We start from the raw sequence: 20,650 nt of genomic DNA on the forward strand, positions 1-20,650 counted from the left end.
CAACGACAGAGAAAATGTTCCACTACATTTTTCGCCAGGTCCGGATTTCAGGCCAAAAAACCCAATATTTTCAATAGGGGCCTCTCCCAAAACGCCCCTCCACTGTTCAAGTTGGGTCTACCATGACACCCTGAGGCCCTACGAAGCAGACCTCATCATGCTGATCAGGATACTGGGGTGAGAACGGACTGAGATTTACGGAATCTGAGGGGGCCCGGGGGGGGGGGAGGCTCAGGAAGCAGCGATGCCCAACCTCCAGATCGTCGCGTCTAGCTAGCACCGCTTCTTGATGCAGCAGGCCATCGATTTCATCTTGGCTCAGCTGCTTCTCAATTTCCAATGCCATCAGGAGAAGTTCGCCCTTGGTCACGGTATACTGATTGTCTTTGGGGCAGAAATGATACACCACCCACTGCCGCGGATGAGTGCGTCGGTCCATCAGATAGAAGGGAAACAATCGACAGCCGATCGGTCGATCTTCATATATCGAACAACGGCCCTCGCCTGTTAGCATCGGACAACGGCCGTTTATCGCTGACGGAATGAAGTGCACTCCGTCGAAATCCTGCAGCATCACGCCAAGCGCCTCCATCCTTGCAACCTCACCGGACAGCACAAAAGCCGAACTGTTCTCGCAGCAGGTGTGGCACCCTTTGCAAATGATTACCCTGCCAACAAGCGTATCAATGGTACGATGGTGTTCGGTCGTCAAAAGTTCTGCTCTTGGAAAAGGGGGCATAGAGCTGGCGGGATTCGTTTGGACAGGTTTTGGCGGCAGATAAGTGAAAGCTTGCCGGTTGTCGTCGGGTCATGCCGCCGCCTGTGATCATGCAGGGAGGGAGTACCCCGACCGCAATGAAGCCCGGCAGCTGCGGCGAACATCATGCTGCCACCTTCTGTAGTGGGTTGTCAAAATAACCTTGATCGGGCGTCCTGCCGCCACGGCTCGAATACGCCCTTCTGCCGCTGTAGAAGTCGAAGTGGCGGCCCGGCGATCCTACACCGGGTCCAGGGACTTGATCGAGCGCCGAGTCGGCCGACTAGAGCATTTTCCGCTCAATCACGGTCATATCCGGCAGCGGCAAAGTAGTTCAGGCATTCTGCCGGGGTGAAGAGGTCGATGCCCGTGGCGATGGCTGCCCAAAGGTCATCCTTGGTGCGGGCCGCGACCTTCTTGAGAAAGCTCTTGAGCTTCGAGAAGGCCATTTCGATCGGGTTGAAATCCGGGCTGTAGGGCGGCAGGAAGAGCAACTTTGCACCCTTTGCCTCGATGGCGGCTCGCACTGCGGCGAGTTTGTGTGCCGGCAGGTTATCCATGACCACGACGTCGCCCGGCAACAGCGTCGGCGCCAGGACCTGCTCGACATAGGCCAGGAAGGCCGGGCCATTCATGGCACCGTCCAGGACCATGGGTGCTGTCATGCCGTCCAGCCTGAGAGCGCCGACGAAGGTGGTGGTTTTCCAGTGTCCGTGCGGTATCGGCGCAGGACACCGCTCGCCACGGAGCGCTCGACCGCGCAGCCGAGCCATCTTGGTCGAGGCGCCGGTCTCGTCGATGAAGACCAGGCGCTCGGGCACAAGTTCCGGCTGAAGCTCGAACCATGCCAGTCGCCGTCGCAGGACGTCAGGCCGCTGCTGCTCGCTTGCGTGCGCTGTTTTTTTTGAACGTCATGCCGTGGCGGTCCAGCAGACGCCATACGGAGCTGTGGGCAACCCGCAGCCCGTGCGTCGCTTCCAGGTGGGCCACGATCTCCATCAGGGTGATGTCTGGCGTCTTGTCGACCAGGCCCAGGATTTCCCCGGCATGGGCTTCCATCCGGTGCGAGTGCCGGTCGCCGCCGATGGGCTTGGGATCGGCATGTCCCTCCTGGCGCCAGCGGGTTACCCACTTGGAGACCTCCGGAAACCCTTCATCGTGACGGCTTGAGGGCTGTTTTGGATGGTTTGCCGGGTGAATTCCGAGAGAGTGGCGCTTCTTGGGATGTTTTCGCTGGTCCGGGGGTGATCGGCATGGCCGATTTTCCGGCTTCCGGCATCATGCGGGCACATTTCTCCTGTCGAGCCAGCACCAACGCTTCATGTTGTAGGCCATGGCGGCCAGGGTGATGCCGGCTTCGGCCCTGGCCTTGCCGATGGTCCGCACCACGAGGCGCATCGGGCCCTTGAGAACGGCGAAGGGATGCTCGACATGGGCGCGCACCGCAGATTTCTTGGCGTTGGCGGCGGCCGTCCGTCGCGACATCGGCTTGCCACGCGGCTTCTTGACGTGAATGCGGCTGACCTTGCCGATGGAGCGCAGGAAGGTCTCGTTGGCTTCGGAGCGATAGGCGGTGTCCGCCCACACCTCCGAGGCGGTGTTGTTGGGATCGACCAGCCCTTCGCGCAGGCGGGTGCCGTCATGGGCGGCGGCATCGGTGACGATGCGGCGCCGGATCACGCCGTGGCGGCGGTCGATCGAGATGTGCGCCTTGTAGCCAAAGGCCGGAATGGCGATGTCGATCCGCGGCGTGCCGTCGGCGGCAGGCTTGGCCTTGGCGAATTTGATCGTCCAGCGGGCGTCCACATCCTTCTGTGCTGCCTTTGCCGGCTTGTCGGGCCAGATGTCGCGGGCGCTCATGCCGGCCTTGATCGCGTCCTTCTCGCCGTCGGTATTGCGCTGGCGGGGCGCCGCGACCAGGGTGGCGTCGACGATCTGACCCGACATGGGCAAGTAGCCGGCGGCGCTGATGTCTTGGTCGAGACGCCCGAACAATCCGTCCAGGGCCCCCTTGGCCGTGATCAGAGCCTCGCGGAAATCCCACAGCGTGTTGGCGTCCGGCACCGCGTCGCCGGGACCAAGACCGCAGAACCGCATCCAGCTCAGCCGGTCGCGGACCAGATAGGAGACCTGCTGAAGCGACAGACCGTGCAGAGATTGCAGCACCAGCATCTTGAATTTCAGCACCAGGTCGAACCCTGGCCGGCCACCTTTGCCCGGATCACTCCGCCGCACCGCCTTGGCCAGAACCGGGCGGAAAATCTCGAAATCGACCGTCGCCGAAAGCCTTTCCAGCGGATCGCCCTCGGCCGAAATCTCCGCCAGACGGTGCTCGATGTCCCAGAAACCAGCCTGACCCTTCATATCCGCCCCCTGTCCCGTCACACAGAAAGGGAATCACAAAACCCGAGCCAATGCCAGTTTCCGGAGGCGTCCACTTGATCGCCGTCGAGGCCGCGACACCAAAGCGCTTTGCCGCCGAACGGCAGGATTGCCCATCCGCTACGGCGGCAATCAGGCGCTGGCGCAGGTCTTTCGAAAGAGGTGCGGTCATGCGAGCTGGCCTCCCTCACCAGCTCACATCTTGAATCAGATTTCCGGCCCTTTGGGAATCCCCCGCGATTCCGTCAGAGCGGTCAATGCTCTAGCTAGTCGCCCGTGAAAAACCCGATCAGGCGATCAAACGGACCTGAATCCAAGAAACTCCTGGGGGCCGCAGCCTAAACGAGGCGACGAACAGTAGGAGCCACCTTGCGAGGAGGCGGAGGTTGTGTCCGACGGCTGTGAGGATGGCATTGACGGCATCGCCTTATACCAACATGCATTGATTAGAACCCATGAGCCCACTGGCGAAGGCCGATGGACATGATCTTCCAGGGCTGGTCGATGAGCTTGTTCCAGGCGTGGCAGCAGTGGTCGAGGATGTCGTCGTAGGACTGGAAGACCCGGCTGGATAGCCAGTTGTCGCGGATGAACTGCCAGACGTTTTCGACCGGATTGAGCTCCGGGGGCTTCGGTGGCAAGGGCAGCAGGGTGATGTTGGGGGGAACCGTCAGGTCGGTGGAGAGATGCCAGCCGGCCTGGTCCAGCAGGATCACGGCGTGGGCGCCGGGGGAAACGTGGGCGGAGATTTCCTTGAGGTGACCCCATCTACCGCCGGGATCGGTCCACGCTCGACCTTGTCCGCCAGGGCTTGGCGTTGCTCCGCGTTCAGTTTCGGCCTCTGGCCAGGAGCCTTGCCGTCCAGCAGGCCCGTTGGACCGGCCGCATTGAAACGGACAACCCAGTCCCGAACCACCTGGAGGCCGCCCCCTCCCAATTCCGCCGCCTCGCTCCGGCTGCCGCCATCATAGATCGACGCCAGCGCCAACAGACGCCGCGTCTGCTTGGCGTCGCCCGATCTCTTCGCAAGGCGCCGAAGCGCCACCCCATCGTAGTCATTCCTGAGCGGTACCGGCGCTCCCATGGCAACCCCCGGGCATCGCAGGACTTGCCGAGCGCGATGACCAACGCGGTCGGCAAGGCTGTCCAGGAATACAAGGCCGAGCAACAGGTCGAGCAGGTGAAGGCTCAAGCGGAGGCAGCGGCCAAGGAAGCGACCGAGGCGGCCGCCAAGGCGGCGGCGGAGCCGGACGGACAAGCCAAGGCAGCCCTGGAAACCGAGGCGGCGGCCAAGGCGGCCGAGGCCGCCGCGGCCAAGGCCCAGCTCGGAGCGGCGACGCAAGACTTGGCCAAGGCCCAGGCGGCTGGGGGCGGACAAGGCCGCCTCTGGAGAGGTTCAAGAAAAGGCGGCCGAGGCCGAGCCGGGTGTGGTCGAAGGATTCCGGTCTTCTCACTTCGGCATGACCGAAGCGGAGGTTCGCCAATCCATCGTCCGCGATTTCGGCATCAAGCCAGAGACTATCCAAAGGGAGGTTCACCCGGTCGAGCAGACAACGATCCTAGCGGCCACGGTAAAGAACCTGATTCCGGAAAGCGGCGAGGCCGTCGTGGTCTATGTCCTTGGGTACAAGAGCAAGAAACTGACCCAGGTGAACGTCGTTTGGGCGCGGGATGCGAAGGCGGAGGCGGAGATCGAGAAGCTCAAGGTGGTGACCCTGACGCTGCGGAACTATTTCGCCGCGCGACAGTATCAGCCCGACAGCATCGTTCGCGATCGAGCACTCTCCGATGGCGGCATCCTCGTCTTCCGGGGCGCGGACGAAAAGGGGCGGGTCGTTACCCTGGTGGCAAGGGACCTCGCTCCCGTCGAGTCTAAAGGTCAAGCTAAGGGCGATGCAAAGACCGCTGTTCCCCGCCATCCTTCGGTCCAGATATCCTATATCGAAAAGCCGAAGGCCCCCGACGTATATCAGATCCGGAAGGGGGACTTCTAGGTATTTTGTAGCGTATGAAAAAAGTCGCCAAAATTGATAATATTTATATTTGTGACATATGAAGAATAACGAGGAATATGCCGTTACTTTATAACGCAAACATGGCGGCAGTGCCTTATGTTTACTTTAGATGGCCATTTTCATATTTCGCCATTTTCGCTCTTTGCGGCATTGATAATCGTTCATCCCAATAATTTATTTCATCTGCCAACAGACCCTTGGCCCTCGATCTCGGAACCCTCGCGATCTTGCTGGCGGCCATCCGAGGCGGAAAAGCAATTGGAGACCGTTCCGGAGGTCATTTGCAGTCATTATGACGCGGTGCAGCCATGCAGAAACCTCGAACTCAGACTTCGACCGGACCAAAATTGAGGTCTCGTCGGTTGCGCGCCCCCGCAACCAAATTAGCCCGTAACCTCAAATGGTTACAGGCTTTTTGATTCTGGCGCCCCGCACTGCCATCGCCCCCGTGGAAGCACTGTGGAAGCAAGAGGGGGCGCAATTCTGCGCAGTCCCTCATCAGCGCAACTCCGTCCCAGCACGCAGTCGGTCGAGATAGCCTTGGTAGGCGAAGGATCTATCGCGCCGACGGCCGGTGGTCTCGGTAAGGATTCCGGCATCGACCAGGACTTCGATGGCCCGCGTTGCGGTCGGCTTGCTGGCCTCGACCAGTTTCATCGCCGACGCGACGGTGACCACAGGGTGGCGGGGAAGGGCCTCGAACAGACGGACCGCAGTGACCGAGGCGGTTCCGCTTTGGAGCACGCGCGCGCGATCGGCGCCGACCACCGTGAACAGGTCGCGGGCGGACGTCACCGCTTCGTCGGCGATCGTCGCCACGCCGTCGAGAAAGAAGTCGAGCCATCCCTCCCAGTCGCCGTCGGTGCGGACGGCATCGAGCCGGCGATAGTATTCGGCCTGATGGCGTTTGAAGAACAGGCTGAGATAGAGCAGCGGCTCGCGCAGCAGGTTCCAGTGCTCCAGCAGCAGCACGATGAGCAGCCGGCCGATGCGGCCATTGCCATCAAGGAAGGGGTGGATGGTCTCGAATTGCACATGGGCGAGGCCGGCACGCACCAGTTTCGGCAGCGGGTCGTCACCGTGGAGGTACGTTTCCAGGGATCCGAGAAGCTCCGGCAAGACTTGAGGGGGCGGCGGAACGAACACGGCGTTGCCGGGCCGACTGCCGCCGATCCAATTCTGGCTGCGGCGCACCTCGCCCGGCTGCTTGGTTGCTCCCCGGACACCGGCCATCAGCCGCCGATGCGTTTCGCTCAAGAGCCGCATCGACAGGGGGAGCCCCTCTGCGGATGACACCTGGTCGCGGGCGTAGGTGAGTGCGTCCAGGTAGTTGCACACCTCCTCGACATCCGCGTTGGGTGGTGCCTGCTCTTCCGCCTCGAAGGCCAGCAGGTCGACGAGCGTGGCCTGGGTGCCTTCGATCTGCGACGACAGCACGGCCTCTTTGCGCACGAAGGCGTAGATGAACCAGTCCAGCGACGGCACCATCTCGCCGGCAAGCTCAAGCCGGGCCAGGGCATGCTCCGCGTGGCGAAGCCGCTGGCCAAGCGTTCCATCGAAGTTCAGGGGAGGGGCGGCCGGAGGAAGCGGCACCGGGATGAAGGCCGACACCTCCTCGCCACCAGCGACAACCCGCTCGTACCTGCCCGTGCTCCGCTCGCCCATGATCCCTTCCCACGATGGTCGCCAACCAGAGGCAAGAAACGAGATCGTTCCTTGCGAGCGCCGTTAAGAACGTATTCTTTACTAGCGTGGCGCGTTAGTCAAGGTTCCGTTCCTAGTGGCGGCATGGCCTATCCCCGCGCGACAAACTGGTCGTAGGTGTCCCATTCCTTGGGTTCGTCCAGATCATCGCCCCATCGCCTGGCCGGCGCATCGTTGGGATAGAGAAGCAAGGAAATCGTCATTTCCGTTCGATTCCCGAAGATCATGAATTCCCTGACGTCCTCGTCTCCAGGCCAGACACCGCGAGGGTGGACGACATCGGCGTCGATGTCGGAATACCTCTCGGGGTGGGCGGCCAGGGACGCCTCGGGCAGCGGAACAACTTCCTGGCGCGCCCGGTAGAAGACACCAGACTTGAGCAGTGGGTCGCTGGAACGGGCCCAATCGATGAAGCCGTCCTTGCCGATGACGATCATCGCCCGCTTGGCGCCTGTTCCATGTGCGTTCACGGCGATATGCTAACGCGGAGAGATTGGAAGATCCCATATATATATTTTATGGCTATTACAAAAAGATCGCGCAATTTCCGTCAATTAGATATTATTCATGTACAAAAATCCCATCCACCTCCCCTCCGTCGGGAACGAACATCTCGTAGGGCGCGCCGCGATCCTCCACCCAGGACATTCGGCCCCTTTAACGACCGGACCGGACGGGTTAAGCTGGCGTGATTGCTGGAGACGTTCATGGCCGCCTTGCAGGTACCCTTTCTCGATCTCCGCGTCCTCGACGAAGGCGAGCGTGCCGACCTGCTGGCAGCCATGGCGGCGGTTCTCGATCATGGCCGCCTCATTCTCGGGCCCGAGGTCCAGGAGCTCGAACGCCGGTTCGCAATGGAAATCGGCCGCAGCCATGCCATCGGCGTCGGGTCCGGAACGGATGCCCTGATCCTCGCCCTGAAGGCGCTCGGCATCGGGCCGGGGGACGAGGTCGTCACCACCCCCCTTTCCTTCGTCGCCACCGCCAACGCCATCGCCCTGGCCGGAGCCCAACCGGTCTTCGCCGATATCGGCGACGATCTCAATCTCGACGCCGGGACCATCGAGCCCCTGCTGAGCGAACGCACGCGGGCCATCCTCGCCGTCCACTGGGCGGGAACGATCTGCCGAATGGAAGCCATCCTGCCGATCGCCGCCCGCCATGGCCTCTTCGTCGTCGAGGACTGCGCCCAGTCCTTCGGCGCGACCCGCGGCGGCCGTCCGGCCGGATCGTTCGGCGATGTCGGCTGCTTCAGCATGAATTCCATGAAGGGACTGGCCTCTCTGGGCGAAGCGGGCATGGTGGCGACCGACCAGGCCTCCCTGCACGAGACGCTCCGCGCCCTCCGCTACAACGGCATGGTGGACCGCGAGACCTGCAAGTACGTCAGCCACAACGGTCGGCTCCAGACCCTCCAGGCGGCGGCCTTGCTGGTACGGCTGGACCGCTACCGGGCGCGGCGAGCGGCACGGCGCGCGACGGCCGCCTACTACACGGAACGCCTGGCCGGGGTGGTGGAGACGCCAAGGAGCGATGCCGGCGCCGAGAGCGCCTACTCCACCTATACCATCCGCACCGACCGCCGCGATGCCCTCAAGGCCTTCCTCGCCGAGCGTGGAATCGAAAGCCAAGTCCAGCACGCCCCCCTGATGCCGGAACAGGCCCCTTACATCGGATCGCGGGCCCATTTCCCCAATGCCCGGCGCCTGATCGGCAAGGTTCTCTGCCTGCCCGCCAGCGAAAAGATCTCCCAAGCGCAACGCGAACGGGTGGCCGATGCGGTCCTGGAATTCTTCGGAGCCCGTGGATCATGACACTGGCCTATGTCCGGATCACCGAGGAAGTCCTCTATACGACCCTGGCGGGAACCCATGTCGACGAAGCCGATGTCGCGGCCCTGAAGACGATGGCGGCCACCAATGCGCGGCGGCGGATCCGGCTCTGCGCCCATCCTGGCGTCGAGGATTCCCTGCACCAGATGCTGATCGTCCATGCCCGCGGCAACTACGTGCCACCCCACCGGCATCCGGGAAAGAGCGAAAGCTACCATATGGTGGAAGGTGACCTGGACGTGGTGATCTTCGACGATGCCGGACGCATCGAAAGCCATTTGACCCTGGGGCCGACGGGCAGCGGCAAGCCCTTTTTCTACCGACTTTCGGAATCCCGCTTCCATACACTTATACCGCGAAGCGACTGGGTGGTCTTCCATGAAATCACCAACGGCCCTTTCCGGCGCGAGGAGATGGTCATCGCGCCCTGGGCGCCCGATGACGACGCGCCGGCGGCCGAATTGGAAGCCTATGCCGTCCGGCTATCCAAGGAACTGGCCGGGTGAACGACTCCACCCCGAACGCCGAGGCTTACCGCCTGTTGCGGCATGCCCGGCAGTTGATGGCCGGCGGGCAGCCGGCGCTGGCCATCCAGATTCTGGACCGGGCGCGCGGTTTGGCCCCCGACGACATCCAGATCCTGGCGGTCCTGGCAACCACGCTGCTTCTCGACCGGCAGAAGGCCAAGGCGGCGGCGGTGCTGCGCCGTCTGGCCGAGGGGGGCGATCCGGCATCGCTATTCGGCCTTTGCCGTCCCCTGATGGGGGCGGACGATCCGGAAGGGGCGCTCGCTCTTCTGCGCCGGGCCGAATCCGCCGCGGCGCCGTCTCTCTTCTTGGCCCTGGTACGGAAGTCCATCGCCGACGTGACGGCGCTCGGCCATCGCCTGACCAACGCCCGGCGCGAGGACCTCGCCCTGGTGGCGTTTCGATACGCCGCCCACGCCATGCCGGAAGATTTCGGAGTTCTCGAAGCGCTGCTGAACCACCAATTGCGCCTGGGCGATCTCGAAGGGGCTCTCGCCACCGTGACGGGGGCGCCCGCCTTCGCCGACCCGTCGCAAACGCAAGTCTTCGCCCGCTATCGCCATCTCTGCGAATGGATGCGGCGGGTCTTGGCCGAAACCCCGGAGCGGGCGGCCCGCCTGCTGGCGACCGCGACCGGCAAGCCCCGGATGATCCATGCCACCGTGGCATGGGGAGCCGACTACGTACCCCTTTGCGCCCGCCACCTCCGCTGCCTGGCCGCCCCCGGCAACATGCCGGCCCTGGCCCGGCGGTTCGATTTGCGTATCGCCCTCGTCACCACGCCTCCCGATTACGAGGCGCTACGGGCCACTGGGGCCCTGGACCTGTTCCATGACATCTGTCCCGTCGAGCCCATCTTCATGCCCGTCGAGGTGGTGCAGCGGGATGAACACCTGAAGCCGACGTTGTTCATGTACTACGCCTTCAGCATGGCGCTGCACGCCGGAATCGACCTGGCCCGGGCCTTGGATGCGGCGATTTCGCCCCTGGCGGTCGACACCGTATTCGCCGACGGCGCCTATGGGCGTTTGGCCGAACTGGCGGAAGATGGGCATGAGGCCATCTGCATGACCAGCATGATCTGTCGGCGCGAAACCTTCGTTCCCGAACTGGAGGCCCGCTTCGCCGAACCGAACGGCCCTATTCGCATCAAGGCGCCGGACCTGATGGGCATGATCGCCGAACACATGCATGCCATCACCCGATGCGCCTTCGTCAGCCCCGCCAACCGGGATTTCAGTTGTCCGCCCGGCGTGCTGTTCTGGAAGCGCGGCAGGGATGTGATCGCCCATGGATTCTGCCTGGACCCGGTCTATATTTCGGCCGGCGCCCTGGCCCGCTACCGGACCTATCGATTCACCAGCGTCGACGGCCATCTGGCCGCCAACATCTTCCCGAGCCCGGAAGATTGGAAGAAGGTCCGCGTGCTTGCCGATGGTGCCGATTTCGCCATGCTGGCGCTGAGTTCGGTCCAGCAGCCGGCGGCGACCATCGGCGGCCCGTTCGACCTCGGCCAGGCCCGCCTCTACAAGACGGTCGGGAACCTGATCTCGCCCTTCAACGAATGGACGTTCCGCCATCCCATCGTCTTTCGCGACGTCTTCCCGCCCGGTTCGCCCGACGAGTACGACCCGGCCATCGTCGGCGCCATCCTGGAAGACGATGGCATCCCCCTCAGTTCCCAGCCCGAGGCGACATGAACGATCCGACCCTTCTCGACTACTACGTCCAAAGAAAGATGGACCCGGTTCCCTTGAACCTGGAAACCCCGGAAGCCTTTCGTCGGCATCGGGAAAAGCGAGGCAATCTCTACGACCGGCATCTGGGGATACCCTTCGGCCTGTTGGAAGGTCGGGACGTGATCGAGTTCGGCTGCAATTCCGGAGAGAACGCCCTCGTCCTGGCGGAAGCCGGGGCCCGCGTCACCCTGGTGGAACCCAATGTGGCGGCCCATGCCCGCCTGCGCGATCTGTTCGACCGCTTCGGACTGTCCGAACGCCTGGTTGCCGTCGTCGCGGCCGACATGGCCGGTTTCCGGACGGACCGAACCTACGACCTGGCGATCGCCGAGGGTTTCCTCAACACCCTATCCAACCGGGATGCCATGCTGGGCCGGATGCTGGCGCTCCTGAAACCCCGCGGCCTGGCGGTCGTCTCGTTCGACGACCGCACCGGCGGGATGATCGAGATGATGAAGCGGGCGATCCATTGGCAAGCCTGCCGGTTGGCCGGCATCGACGACGTCTTCGCGGCGCCGTCGCTGTCCCTGGCGGGTCGCCTGTTCGGCGACGATTTCGCCAAACTGAACGCCTCCCGGCCTTTTTCCGCTTGGTGGGAAGACCAGTTGGTCAACCCCTTCGCCCTATCCCTCTGGAGCTTCGAGGACATCCTGAAGGTCATCGAACCGCTGGGCGGTCGCTTCCGCACCGCGTCCCCGGTTTGGACGCTCCGTGATCGAATGGCTTGGTACAAGGATGTTCCGCCTCCGCAAACCTGGCGCGAATCGCTCAGGGAGGAATGGCTCGCCGCCCTGCCATTCTTCCTTACCGGGCGGCCCCTGTCCCGTCCCGACCTAAGGGAAGAGGCGGCAACGATCGTCGGCGACATCGCGGACCTGATTGCCGCCATCGCACGGTTCTCCGGTGGTTATCCCCCCCGCGGCGACCTGCCGGAGATTCCCGGACCCCTCGCCGCCTACCTCGACGCCCTGGTTCCCGGACTGGGGATGGAAATGCGCGGGATCGGCGTGCATGACGGCGCCCTGGAGTCCCTCGTCGCCCGCTATCATGCCAGCCCCATCTTGCGGGACATCTGGGGATCGCTCTACCACTATCTCTGTTTCGAGAACGCCGGGGCTTGAGTTTTCAGGCAAGCCGGGCGGCGATGATTTCGTGGATCTCCGCCGTCCGCCGCACCAGGCTGTGGTCGCGCAGGGTCCGCTCCCGCCCGGCCCGGGCGATGGCTTCGCTTTCCATGGGATGGTCCAGGAGGTACCGGGCCTTGTCGATGGCTTCGTCGACGGATCGATAGGTCACCACTTCGCGGTCCGCCTCGAACAAATCCGGCATGTTCGCCGCGGCCTCCGTCATCAGGCAGGTACCCATGGCCGTCGCTTCGAACATCCGCATGTTTCCGGCACAGCCGGTCATGATGTCCACATGCCGATTGAAGGAAATCCGGGATCGCGCCAGCAGGTCGTACATCGGCAGCCCGTAGACCGCGTCGTGGCAGCGTTCCGGGAACAGGCTGCGGATGGGAAACCGCACATCCTCGATCCCGTGGCGGCGTTGCAGCACCATCCGGACCGCGTCGACGGCCATTTCGGCCGGCGCGTCGCGGACCATCGCGCGAAGGGCCTCTGCCATTGCGCCATCCATCCCGATCCAGGCGGCAGCCATGTCCTCGTCGGCCCAGACCTCCAACCCCGTCGCGAACATGAGCCTGAGCAGGTCCCAGTAACGGTTCAGGTGTTCCCGGACGTCCCGGCTGGTGAACCCGGTCTTGCCGACGAAGGTGAAGGCGTGGATCTCCGCATCCCGGTCGCCCGCCGCCCGCCAAGCCGACAGCCTGTCGTCCACGGCCGGATCGAAGCCGTAGTAAACCATTTCCGCCGCCCGCCCCTGGCGGAGGAACGTTTCGCGGATGGCGGGCGCGCAGGCGATCAGGCAATCGACATGGCGGACTTCGTGGCGAGCCATCGGAATTCCGACATAGCCGACCACCAGCTTCAACGACGGAACCTGGTCCCGCAGGTCCTCCGTCAGGATCTGCTGGAAAAAGGGATGGTTGGCGCCCTGGAGGTAGAGCACGTCCGGCTTCGTCTCGCGAAGCTGCGCCAAGGCGATCTCGCGCAGGATGCGGCGGGGATCGGCAGGCGTCGGGATGTTCCGCCCCATCGCCCATCGGCCTTGCAGGAGCAGAGAATCTCCCACGAAGTCGAAGGTCTCGTTGCCGAGACGCCGCAATTCCCGCGGCACGGTGTCCGAATAGAGCGGGGAAAGGGCGCAATAGGCTTCGTGGAGAGTTTCATAGGACGCGGTCGCGGAATTGGGCAAGGCGTCCCGGATCATCCGTTCGACGCCCGCATAGGCCAGGGGAGTGAAGCGGACCAGCCGGTACTGCCGCGACACCGTCATCGCATCGCCTCCCTTGAACGCCCATCTTCCCAGCCTCGACGCCCGATACTCCCACGGCGAACCGGATTGCGCAACCGGCGCCGCCACGGCGCCTCGGGGCCTGGAATACCGCCGGAGAAACCGATATTCTGGCGGAAGATTGGGAACAGGATATCCAAGGCCATGCAAACGCCCCCTCGTCCCCACGTCGCCCTGGTGGGTTGCGGTTATTGGGGAAAGAACATCGCGCGCGTCCTGCACGACGGTGGCGCCCTGGCGGCCATCGTCGACGCCAACCCCAACACCATGGCCTCCCATGCCGAAAAGTTCGGGGTTCCCGCTCGCGACCTGAAAGCGGTTCTCGCCGATCCGGCGATTGCCGCGCTGGCCATCGCCAGCCCGGCCGAGACCCATTTCGGCATCGCCCGCCAGGCCCTCGAAGCCGGCAAGCATTGCTTCGTCGAGAAGCCGCTGACTCTGCATATCGACGAGGCCGGGGAGCTTTCCCGCCTGGCGGAAGATCGAGGCCGGGTTCTGATGGTGGGACACCTCCTTCGATACCATAGCGCCTTCACCCGCCTGACCGAATTGGTGCAGGCCGGCACCCTGGGCAAGCTGCGTTACGTCTATTCCTCACGCTTGAACTTCGGCAAGTTCCGGCGAGAGGAGAACATTCTTTGGAGCTTCGCGCCCCACGACATTTCCATGATTCTGGATTTGTTCGGCACGGAGCCGGTGGAAGTCTTGGCCACCGGCGAGAACTTCCTGCAAAAGGAGGTCTACGACCTGACATTCACCCATATGCGGTTTCCGGGTGGGGGCAGCGCACACATCTTCGTCAGTTGGCTCCATCCCTTCAAAGAGCAAAAACTGGTCGTCGTCGGCGACCGAGGCATGATGGTGTTCAACGACGGCGAACCCTGGGACCGCAAGCTTCTGGTCTATTTCCACGAGGTTTCCTGGGATGGACAGTATCCGGTGCCCGTACGTACCGAGCCCGTGCCCGAGATTCTGGACCAGGCGGAGCCCCTCGAAACCGAAATCCGCCACTTCCTGGACTGCGTCGCCACCGGGGCCGTGCCACGCACGGATGGCCGCGAGGGCCGGCGCGTCCTGAAAGTACTGTGGGCCGCCGAGGAGAGCATCGCCGTCGGCCGCCCCGTCCGTCCGGGGGGGGCGGAGGGTGCGGGACCGACCATCCATTCCTCCGCCTTCGTCGACCGGGACGCGATCGTCGGCGCGGGTAGCCGGGTCTGGCACAATGTCCATCTGTTGCCCGGCACCCGCATCGGCCGTAACTGCGTCCTGGGTCAGAACGTCATGGCCGGACCCGACGTGACCGTCGGCGACGGCTGCAAGATCCAGAACAACGTCAGCCTCTACAAGGGCGTCACCCTGGAAGAGGGAGTCTTCTGCGGCCCGTCCTGCGTCTTTACCAATGTGCTTACCCCGCGGGCCAAAGTGGATCGTCGGTCGGAGTTCCTGCCTACCCTGGTCAAGCGCGGAGCCACCATCGGGGCCAACGCGACCATCCTTTGCGGCGTGACTGTCGGTGAATACGCCTTGGTCGGGGCCGGGGCCGTGGTCACCCGCGACGTCCCGCCCCATGCCATCGTCCTGGGCAACCCGGCCCGCTTTTCCGGCTTTGCCTGCCGTTGCGGCCACCGGCTGCCAAAAGGGGAATGGGACCGGGCGTCCTGCCCGGTCTGTGGCCTCGGCTATCGCCGCGAGGGAAAGTTACTGGAAACTCTCTGACCCGTCGATTCGGTCCCCCGGCACGACCCGCCAAGAGCGGAGTAGCCGTCCCGGCGCCACGGGAATGGCCTTGACGAGGGTCAGGGACCCCTGCCCGGTGGCGAAAGTCGCCGCATCGCCATCGATGTCCAGCACCGTTCCCGGGGGGCTTCCGCCCGCATCGCCGATCGTCGCCGGGGGCTGGACCCTCAGGAGCGCGTCCTGGCCCCGCCAGCGTAGCGCGAGGCCAGCGCCCTGCTTCCGCGGGTGATGGAAGGCGCGGATCAAACGCTCGATGTCGCCAGCCGCACGATCCAGGTCGATCCGATCCGACAGACACCCCTTGGCGCCATAGGAGGTTCGCGCCAAGTCCTGGACCTCGCCCTCGGGAATCGGGCCGCCCAGCAGGGGCAGGAAGGAGTCGACGAACAGATCGGTTGCGACGCGATCCGCCTTGGCGGCGATGGAGTAGCCGGTCTCGTCCGAGGCCAGGGGGAAGTCTCGTCTCGCGAGGATGTTGCCGCCGTCGATCCGGCCGGCGATGCGATGGAGGATGAGGCCATAGCGATCCAATCCCTGGACGATGGCGCGCTCGTCGATGCTGCCGCCGCGCAGGGGCCATCCCCGGTGAAGGTTGAGGACGTCCCGCCCCAACGCGGCGACCAGTTCCGGAGAGAATATCCTCGGGAACTGGACCACCACCCCCAGGGTGGGCGACAGGCCCCGCACCTGGGAAACGAATTCCGGCGCGTCGACGTCGTTGCCGGAAGGCCGGAGAATCGGCAGGCCGGCCCCGGCCGCGAGGTCTTCCAAGGTGCCGTCCTCACCGTGGTGGTCGTCGGAGACGACCGTAGCGGCCACGGCATGCGGCCCTTGCCGCGTGGCCTTCACGAGTTCGCGGAAACAGGACAGGGTCAGGCCGTACCCGGCGTTGCGACCGAAGAAGACGATCCGTTCACCCATCCGGTCCGCTCCCCAGGTACCCCAGAAGCGTTTCGCGATCATCCGGTCGGATTCGCAGGTCCGGAATCTCCTGCGGCCGGAAAAAGGCCATCCCGGCTCCTTCCTGGAGAGTAAGCCGCTCCAGCCCCGCCGTTACGCGGCCGACGAAGGCCCATTCCCGCTTGCCCTCATGCACGAACCGGCGCAAGGCGCCAAAACAGTCCAGATCGTAGCCGATCTCTTCCCGTACCTCGCGGCGAATCGCTTCGGCCGGCGTTTCGCCGGGTTCCGCGCTGCCGCCGAACAGGGCCCAATGTCCCGGATAGCGGATGCCGGGCTTGTCGTCCCGCTTGTGCAGCAGGAAGCGCCCATCGCCGCCCACGAGAACGATGCTGACCCCCGTTCCTCCCCCGGCGGCCCCCCATGACTCCCCATGGCGCCGGTAGGCGTCGACGTCTTCCGACGAAGTGAAGTCGTCCCGGCCGCTCCCGAGAAGATGGGCGAGAAAGGGCCCGGCGTCGCGGAGGCTCGATACATAGCGGGTAAAAGGTTGTTCGTCCGACAGTCCCTCGAAATCAGGCAGGCCGCACAGGGCTTCCGGAGACAGGAAGATCACCCCGGAGGACCAGAGCGGCAAGGGGCCGGGACGCCCCCCGGCCCCGACCGAGAAAAGGTTCGTTTCCAGAAGAACGCCGTCGAAGGCGTCGTAGGCGCTCCGGTGGGAGCGGCCGGTCGGCGCGACGGTCACGCACTGCAACGCGCGCGGGGATCGGGCGAGGAAGCGATCGCGGGCTTGGCGCAAGTCCGAGAGGTCGCGATAAAGGGAGTCGGGACAATGGACGACCAGCGGCCCGGAGATCAGGGGACGCGCCACGGCGATGGCATGGGCCAACCCCAGAAGCGGGCTTTGGCGGACCGTCCGGACGGGAACGGCGCAGGCCATCGCCGCGAGTGCTCGTTCGACCAGCCGCGCCTCGTGTCCGGTCACGACCACGATTTCCGCCACCCCCAGGCCAACCAAGGTTTCGAGGGCATGGGCCAGCAACGGCCGTCCCTCGATCTCGACCAGAGGCTTGGGCAACCCCTCGAATGGCGATCCCATCCGGGTTCCCCGCCCCGCCGCTGGGATCAGGCCCACGAGACCGTTCATGCCGCCGCGCCTCCGAAATGCAGGTCCATTCGTCTCGACGATTCGCTCAGGTTAGAGTATTCTCCACCGACTCCGGAAGAATTTTGGAGGAGGACAAGAATGTCAACGACCCTCGGCTTCGCCCTCGTCGGCTGCGGGCGGATCGCCGCCAAGCATGCCGACATCCTCTCCGCCCACAAGATCAAGAACGCCCGGTTGGCCGCCGTCTGCGACATCGTGCCCGAACGGGCCCGCGCCATGGAAAAGAAGCATGGCGTTCCCTCCTATACCGACATGCACGACATGATGCGCCGCGAGGGCGGCAACGTCGACGTGATCTCCATCCTGACGCCCAGCGGCCACCACGCCGCCCATACCCTGGAACTGGCGCCCTACGGCAAGCACATCGTGGTCGAAAAGCCGATGGCCCTGGCCCTGGACGATGCCGACGCCATGATCCGGGCCTGCGACCACGCGGGAATCAAGCTGTTCGTCGTCAAGCAGAACCGCCACAACCTGCCGGTCGTGAAGCTCCGCGAGGCCATGGACGCCGGACGCTTCGGCCGGATCGTCATGGGAACCGTGCGGGTGCGCTGGTGCCGGACCCAGGCCTATTACGACATGGATTCATGGCGCGGAACCTGGGGCGAGGACGGTGGCGTGTTCGCCAACCAGGCCAGCCATCACGTGGACCTCCTGCAGTGGTTCCTGGGGGAACCGGAAAGCGTCTTCGCCATGTCGCGCCGTGCGCTGGTGGATATCGAGGCCGAGGACACGGGCGTGGCGCTGATCCGCTTCCGCAGCGGCGCCCTGGGAGTCATCGAAGCCACGACGGCGACGCGCCCCAAAGACCTGGAAGGTTCCCTCAGCATCCTGGGAGAACGCGGCACCGTGGAGATCGGCGGGTTTGCGGTCAACGAGATGAAAACCTGGAACTTCTCCGATCCCGTTCCCGAGGACGTCGACATCCTGGCCCGGTTCCGCGAAAATCCCCCCGACGTCTACGGCTTCGGGCATGTCGCTTTTCTCAACTCGGTGGTGAAGAGCGTGGGCAAGCGGGCGGTGTCGCTGGTCGGCGGGCTGGAAGGGCGCAAGTCTCTGGAACTGATCCAGGCCATCTACGAATCCATCGCCACCGGCCAGGAGATCGCGTTGCGCTTCAGGCCCCGGCGGAACCGGCTGGGAGTGCACTGACCGCTTCCCGCAAGGCGGCGACGACCCGATCCTGGCGGGCGTCGTCCAGGTAGGCGTGCATGGGCAGGGACAGCACGTTCCGACACCGCCGCTCCGCTTCCGGCGCCCCCCCGGGCGCGACGGGAAATCCCAGATAGCCGGCCTGACGATGCAGGGGGATCGGATAGTGGATCATGGTCGGGATGCCGCGCTTGCCCAATTCCGCGGCGATCCGCTCGCGCTCGGGGACGAAGGCCACGAACTGGGCCCAGACCGATAGCGCTCCCGGCCGCAGCGTCGGCAGTTCGACCGTTCCCGCCAGTTCTTGCGCGTAACGGGCAGCGATGCGGTTCCGCGCCACGATTTCGTCGGGAAAGATGACGAGCTTTTCCAGCAGGACCGCCGCTTGAAGGGTGTCGAGCCGGCTGTTCATTCCGATGCGGACGTTATCGTACTTGTGGGTCCCCTTGCCGTGCAGGCGCAGGGATCGGACCGAATCGGCCAAGCCATCGTCGTCCGTCAGGACGGCTCCGCCATCGCCGAAGCAGCCGAGGGGCTTGGCGGGAAAGAAGCTGACGGCCGTATGGCGGGCCAACCGTCCCACCGGGACGCCATCCAGACTGGCGCCGAAGCTTTGGGCCGCGTCGGCCACCAGATCCAGTCCGTGGCGCTCGGCCACCGCAAGCAGGGCGGCATAGTCGGCCGGCTGGCCGTAAAGGTCCACCGGCATGACGACCCGCGGCTTGAGCCCGAGCCGGCGGGCTTCGGCGATCGCCGCTTCCAGGCTGGCGGCATCCATGTCGAGCGTGTCGGGACGGACGTCGACGAACACCGGCGTGGCCCCTATCCGGGGTGCCGTTTCGGCGGTGGCGACGAAACTGAGCGCGGGAACGAAGACCGCATCCCCCGGCCCGACTCCCAGGCCCAACAGAACCAGCAGCAGGGCATCGGTGCCGCTGCCGCAGGCCACCGCATGGCGCGCGCCGCAGAAGCCGGCGAGACGGCGTTCCAGTTCCGCCACTTCCTTCCCCATGATGAAGTCGCCACGTTCCAGCACCCGCCGAAGGGCCAGATCGATGGCATCGCCCAGGCGATGGCGTTGGGCTTGCAGGTCGATGAACGGAAAGTCTTCGGTCATGCCGTCAGTCTCGTGCCGTTTCCCGGTATCGCACGGGGTCCATGGTGTAGTGGTCACTGTAGAACGTCTGTACCCGGCGATACAGGTGCTTGCCGAACCAGATATCGCGTTCGCGGTGTTTCGACAGCTCGCGAAACTTGTATTCGCAGCCGTGGCAAATGGTGCCGGGCTCGTTCTCGAACTGCCGACGGACGATCTCCCGATAATGGGGCGAGTTCCAGACTTCCTCGATCCGCACCTTGCCCATGTCCTCCTTCTGCGAGAAGAACCAGTCGCGGCAGCAGATGGCGTAGGCCTGCAGATCAGACCTCACGGCCAGATGATTCCGCAGGAATTCGCAGCCGAACTTCTCGGGCGCGTCGTCGGGAAAAAGCTCCGGATGGAGGAGCGAAGCGCGATCCCAGACCGTACCCCCCTGGCCGGTCTTGTCCTGCAGGGTCGACCCCTGAACCACCACCTGCCAAAGCCCCTTGCGGCACCAATAGTCGATGAACCGGTCGCATTCCTCTCGCGGCTGGCGGACCCGGCTGAGATCGGTGGAAAGGCGGATCGGATTGCCTCGCTTGCGGTTTTCCTCGATGAAGCGGCAGAGCGCGGCGTGCACGCGGTCGTAGTCGACGCCCACGCGCTGGCTTTCGCAGCTTTCCTTGAATCCGTCCAGCGACACCTGGACGTAGAAGTCGGCGCCCTTCCGCTCCGCCAGATCCAGCAGCCGGTCGACATTCCGGTCGGTCAGCGCCGTCCCGTTGGTATTGAAGGCCAAGGTCCGCGCCCCCTTGTCGAGGGCGTAGCCGATCATGTCGAAAATGCGCTTGTTCAGCAGCGGCTCGCCCCAGGACGCCGGGCCGATGGAGGTCTTCGACATGTCGGGGACGGAATCGATCAAACGCTTCCAGTTCTCGAAACTCATGGTGCCGTGGTGTTTGTCGCCCTGCAGGGATTCGTATCCCTCGCCGTACATGGGGCACATGGTGCATTTCAGATTGCATTCGTCGGAAATCGAGACGTTGACCGACGGCGGATAGGCGGGCCGGCTGGCCAGGAACCGCCGAAGATCGAAGCGGGAATCGGCTGCGGACGGAATCCGCAGGACCTCGCCCTTGGCCGCCCGCGCGTTCAGCGCCTCGGCCCGTCGGTCGGCCCACCAAGCCTCGTCGTGTTCTTCCATCGCTTCGGACGCTTTGGAACCCATGGCATCGCCT

At 64.4% G+C, this 20,650-nt stretch carries 15 protein-coding genes and 5 pseudogenes; 8 read left to right on the forward strand and 12 right to left on the reverse strand.

Translation table 11 applies throughout. From position 1 onward, the window contains the following. Window positions 1–106: 106 nt before the first annotated feature. From H7841_05365 to H7841_05385, 5 genes and pseudogenes are all read right to left on the reverse strand, one after another. Window positions 107–712, reverse strand: coding sequence for a YkgJ family cysteine cluster protein (locus H7841_05365; GenBank protein ID MEO5336310.1), 606 nt, complete (start codon window positions 710–712; stop codon window positions 107–109). Window positions 713–1,056: 344 nt separating this feature from the next. Next, window positions 1,057–1,891, reverse strand: a pseudogene (locus H7841_05370) (IS630 family transposase). 144 nt (window positions 1,892–2,035) lie between these two features. After that, on the reverse strand, window positions 2,036–3,121 hold the full coding sequence (locus H7841_05375) for an IS5 family transposase (GenBank protein ID MEO5336311.1): 1,086 nt from the start codon (window positions 3,119–3,121) through the stop codon (window positions 2,036–2,038). 70 nt (window positions 3,122–3,191) lie between these two features. Next, window positions 3,192–3,311, reverse strand: a pseudogene (locus H7841_05380) (helix-turn-helix domain-containing protein). Between the two features lie 274 nt (window positions 3,312–3,585). Next, window positions 3,586–4,223 (reverse strand): annotated as a pseudogene (locus H7841_05385) (transposase). A gap of 343 nt (window positions 4,224–4,566) precedes the next feature. Between H7841_05385 and H7841_05390 the strand changes: the two are divergent. Next, window positions 4,567–5,133, forward strand: coding sequence for a hypothetical protein (locus tag H7841_05390; GenBank protein MEO5336312.1), 567 nt, complete (start codon window positions 4,567–4,569; stop codon window positions 5,131–5,133). Window positions 5,134–5,652: 519 nt separating this feature from the next. On the opposite strand, the gene H7841_05395 is transcribed toward H7841_05390, so the two are convergent. Continuing rightward, window positions 5,653–6,819, reverse strand: coding sequence for a Fic family protein (locus H7841_05395; GenBank protein ID MEO5336313.1), 1,167 nt, complete (start codon window positions 6,817–6,819; stop codon window positions 5,653–5,655). Between the two features lie 128 nt (window positions 6,820–6,947). Then, on the reverse strand, window positions 6,948–7,328 hold the full coding sequence (locus H7841_05400; protein ID MEO5336314.1) for a hypothetical protein: 381 nt from the start codon (window positions 7,326–7,328) through the stop codon (window positions 6,948–6,950). Window positions 7,329–7,565: 237 nt separating this feature from the next. Between H7841_05400 and H7841_05405 the strand changes: the two genes are divergently transcribed. The 4 genes from H7841_05405 to H7841_05420 are packed head-to-tail and all read left to right on the forward strand — an operon-like array spanning window position 7,566 to window position 12,077. Continuing rightward, window positions 7,566–8,672 carry a DegT/DnrJ/EryC1/StrS family aminotransferase gene (locus H7841_05405; GenBank protein ID MEO5336315.1) on the forward strand — a complete coding sequence of 369 codons (1,107 nt, stop codon included), beginning with the start codon at window positions 7,566–7,568 and terminating at the stop codon, window positions 8,670–8,672. Continuing rightward, window positions 8,669–9,196 (forward strand): WbuC family cupin fold metalloprotein, encoded by a 528-nt coding sequence (locus H7841_05410; protein ID MEO5336316.1) that lies wholly within the window; start codon window positions 8,669–8,671, stop codon window positions 9,194–9,196. The genes H7841_05405 and H7841_05410 overlap by 4 nt, the downstream gene beginning before the upstream one ends. Next, complete coding sequence (locus H7841_05415) at window positions 9,193–10,917, forward strand: hypothetical protein (GenBank protein ID MEO5336317.1); 1,725 nt, start codon at window positions 9,193–9,195, stop codon at window positions 10,915–10,917. Before H7841_05410 ends, H7841_05415 begins: the two co-directional genes overlap by 4 nt. Further along, window positions 10,914–12,077, forward strand: coding sequence for a class I SAM-dependent methyltransferase (locus tag H7841_05420; GenBank protein MEO5336318.1), 1,164 nt, complete (start codon window positions 10,914–10,916; stop codon window positions 12,075–12,077). Before H7841_05415 ends, H7841_05420 begins: the two co-directional genes overlap by 4 nt. A 4-nt stretch (window positions 12,078–12,081) precedes the next feature. Here the strand turns inward: H7841_05420 and H7841_05425 are convergent, their stop codons facing one another. After that, the gene (locus H7841_05425) at window positions 12,082–13,353 is read right to left on the reverse strand and encodes a glycosyltransferase (GenBank protein ID MEO5336319.1); all 1,272 of its coding nucleotides are present in this window, start codon (window positions 13,351–13,353) and stop codon (window positions 12,082–12,084) included. A gap of 162 nt (window positions 13,354–13,515) precedes the next feature. Between H7841_05425 and H7841_05430 the strand changes: the two are divergent. Together H7841_05430 and H7841_05435 are read left to right on the forward strand one after the other, a co-directional pair. Further along, window positions 13,516–14,720: pseudogene (locus tag H7841_05430) on the forward strand (Gfo/Idh/MocA family oxidoreductase). Between the two features lie 124 nt (window positions 14,721–14,844). After that, a pseudogene (locus H7841_05435) lies at window positions 14,845–14,976 on the forward strand (N-acetyltransferase). Between the two features lie 93 nt (window positions 14,977–15,069). Here H7841_05435 and H7841_05440 read toward each other — a convergent pair. Together H7841_05440 and H7841_05445 are read right to left on the reverse strand one after the other, a co-directional pair. Beyond that, complete coding sequence (locus tag H7841_05440; protein ID MEO5336320.1) at window positions 15,070–16,029, reverse strand: hypothetical protein; 960 nt, start codon at window positions 16,027–16,029, stop codon at window positions 15,070–15,072. After that, the gene (locus tag H7841_05445) at window positions 16,022–17,158 is read right to left on the reverse strand and encodes an NTP transferase domain-containing protein (protein ID MEO5336321.1); all 1,137 of its coding nucleotides are present in this window, start codon (window positions 17,156–17,158) and stop codon (window positions 16,022–16,024) included. The genes H7841_05440 and H7841_05445 overlap by 8 nt, the downstream gene beginning before the upstream one ends. 99 nt (window positions 17,159–17,257) lie before the next feature. Here H7841_05445 and H7841_05450 point away from each other — a divergent pair, with 99 nt between their 5' ends. Then, window positions 17,258–18,331 (forward strand): Gfo/Idh/MocA family oxidoreductase, encoded by a 1,074-nt coding sequence (locus H7841_05450; protein ID MEO5336322.1) that lies wholly within the window; start codon window positions 17,258–17,260, stop codon window positions 18,329–18,331. On the opposite strand, the gene H7841_05455 is transcribed toward H7841_05450, so the two are convergent. Together H7841_05455 and H7841_05460 are read right to left on the reverse strand one after the other, a co-directional pair. Next, window positions 18,297–19,448 (reverse strand): DegT/DnrJ/EryC1/StrS aminotransferase family protein, encoded by a 1,152-nt coding sequence (locus tag H7841_05455; protein ID MEO5336323.1) that lies wholly within the window; start codon window positions 19,446–19,448, stop codon window positions 18,297–18,299. The genes H7841_05450 and H7841_05455 overlap by 35 nt on opposite strands. Before the next feature lie 4 nt (window positions 19,449–19,452). Further along, window positions 19,453–20,640, reverse strand: a complete 1,188-nt coding sequence (locus H7841_05460) for a radical SAM protein (protein MEO5336324.1) — start codon at window positions 20,638–20,640, stop codon at window positions 19,453–19,455. Window positions 20,641–20,650: the final 10 nt, after the last annotated feature.

This window comes from Magnetospirillum sp. WYHS-4, from assembly GCA_039908345.1.
In the GTDB taxonomy this organism is placed as follows: Bacteria; Pseudomonadota; Alphaproteobacteria; order Rhodospirillales; family GLO-3; genus JAMOBD01.

Excerpts from the sequence above, each read along its gene's own strand:
- H7841_05425 (MEO5336319.1), bottom strand. The coding sequence starts at position 13,353 with ATGACGGTGTCGCGGCAGTACCGGCTGGTCCGCTTCACTCCCCTGGCC.
- H7841_05405 (MEO5336315.1), top strand. The coding sequence starts at position 7,566 with ATGGCCGCCTTGCAGGTACCCTTTCTCGATCTCCGCGTCCTCGACGAA.
- H7841_05395 (MEO5336313.1), bottom strand. The coding sequence starts at position 6,819 with ATGGGCGAGCGGAGCACGGGCAGGTACGAGCGGGTTGTCGCTGGTGGC.
- H7841_05440 (MEO5336320.1), bottom strand. The coding sequence starts at position 16,029 with ATGGGTGAACGGATCGTCTTCTTCGGTCGCAACGCCGGGTACGGCCTG.
- H7841_05410 (MEO5336316.1), top strand. The coding sequence starts at position 8,669 with ATGACACTGGCCTATGTCCGGATCACCGAGGAAGTCCTCTATACGACC.
- H7841_05420 (MEO5336318.1), top strand. The coding sequence starts at position 10,914 with ATGAACGATCCGACCCTTCTCGACTACTACGTCCAAAGAAAGATGGAC.
- H7841_05375 (MEO5336311.1), bottom strand. The coding sequence starts at position 3,121 with ATGAAGGGTCAGGCTGGTTTCTGGGACATCGAGCACCGTCTGGCGGAG.
- H7841_05445 (MEO5336321.1), bottom strand. The coding sequence starts at position 17,158 with ATGAACGGTCTCGTGGGCCTGATCCCAGCGGCGGGGCGGGGAACCCGG.
- H7841_05460 (MEO5336324.1), bottom strand. The coding sequence starts at position 20,640 with ATGGGTTCCAAAGCGTCCGAAGCGATGGAAGAACACGACGAGGCTTGG.
- H7841_05450 (MEO5336322.1), top strand. The coding sequence starts at position 17,258 with ATGTCAACGACCCTCGGCTTCGCCCTCGTCGGCTGCGGGCGGATCGCC.
- H7841_05455 (MEO5336323.1), bottom strand. The coding sequence starts at position 19,448 with ATGACCGAAGACTTTCCGTTCATCGACCTGCAAGCCCAACGCCATCGC.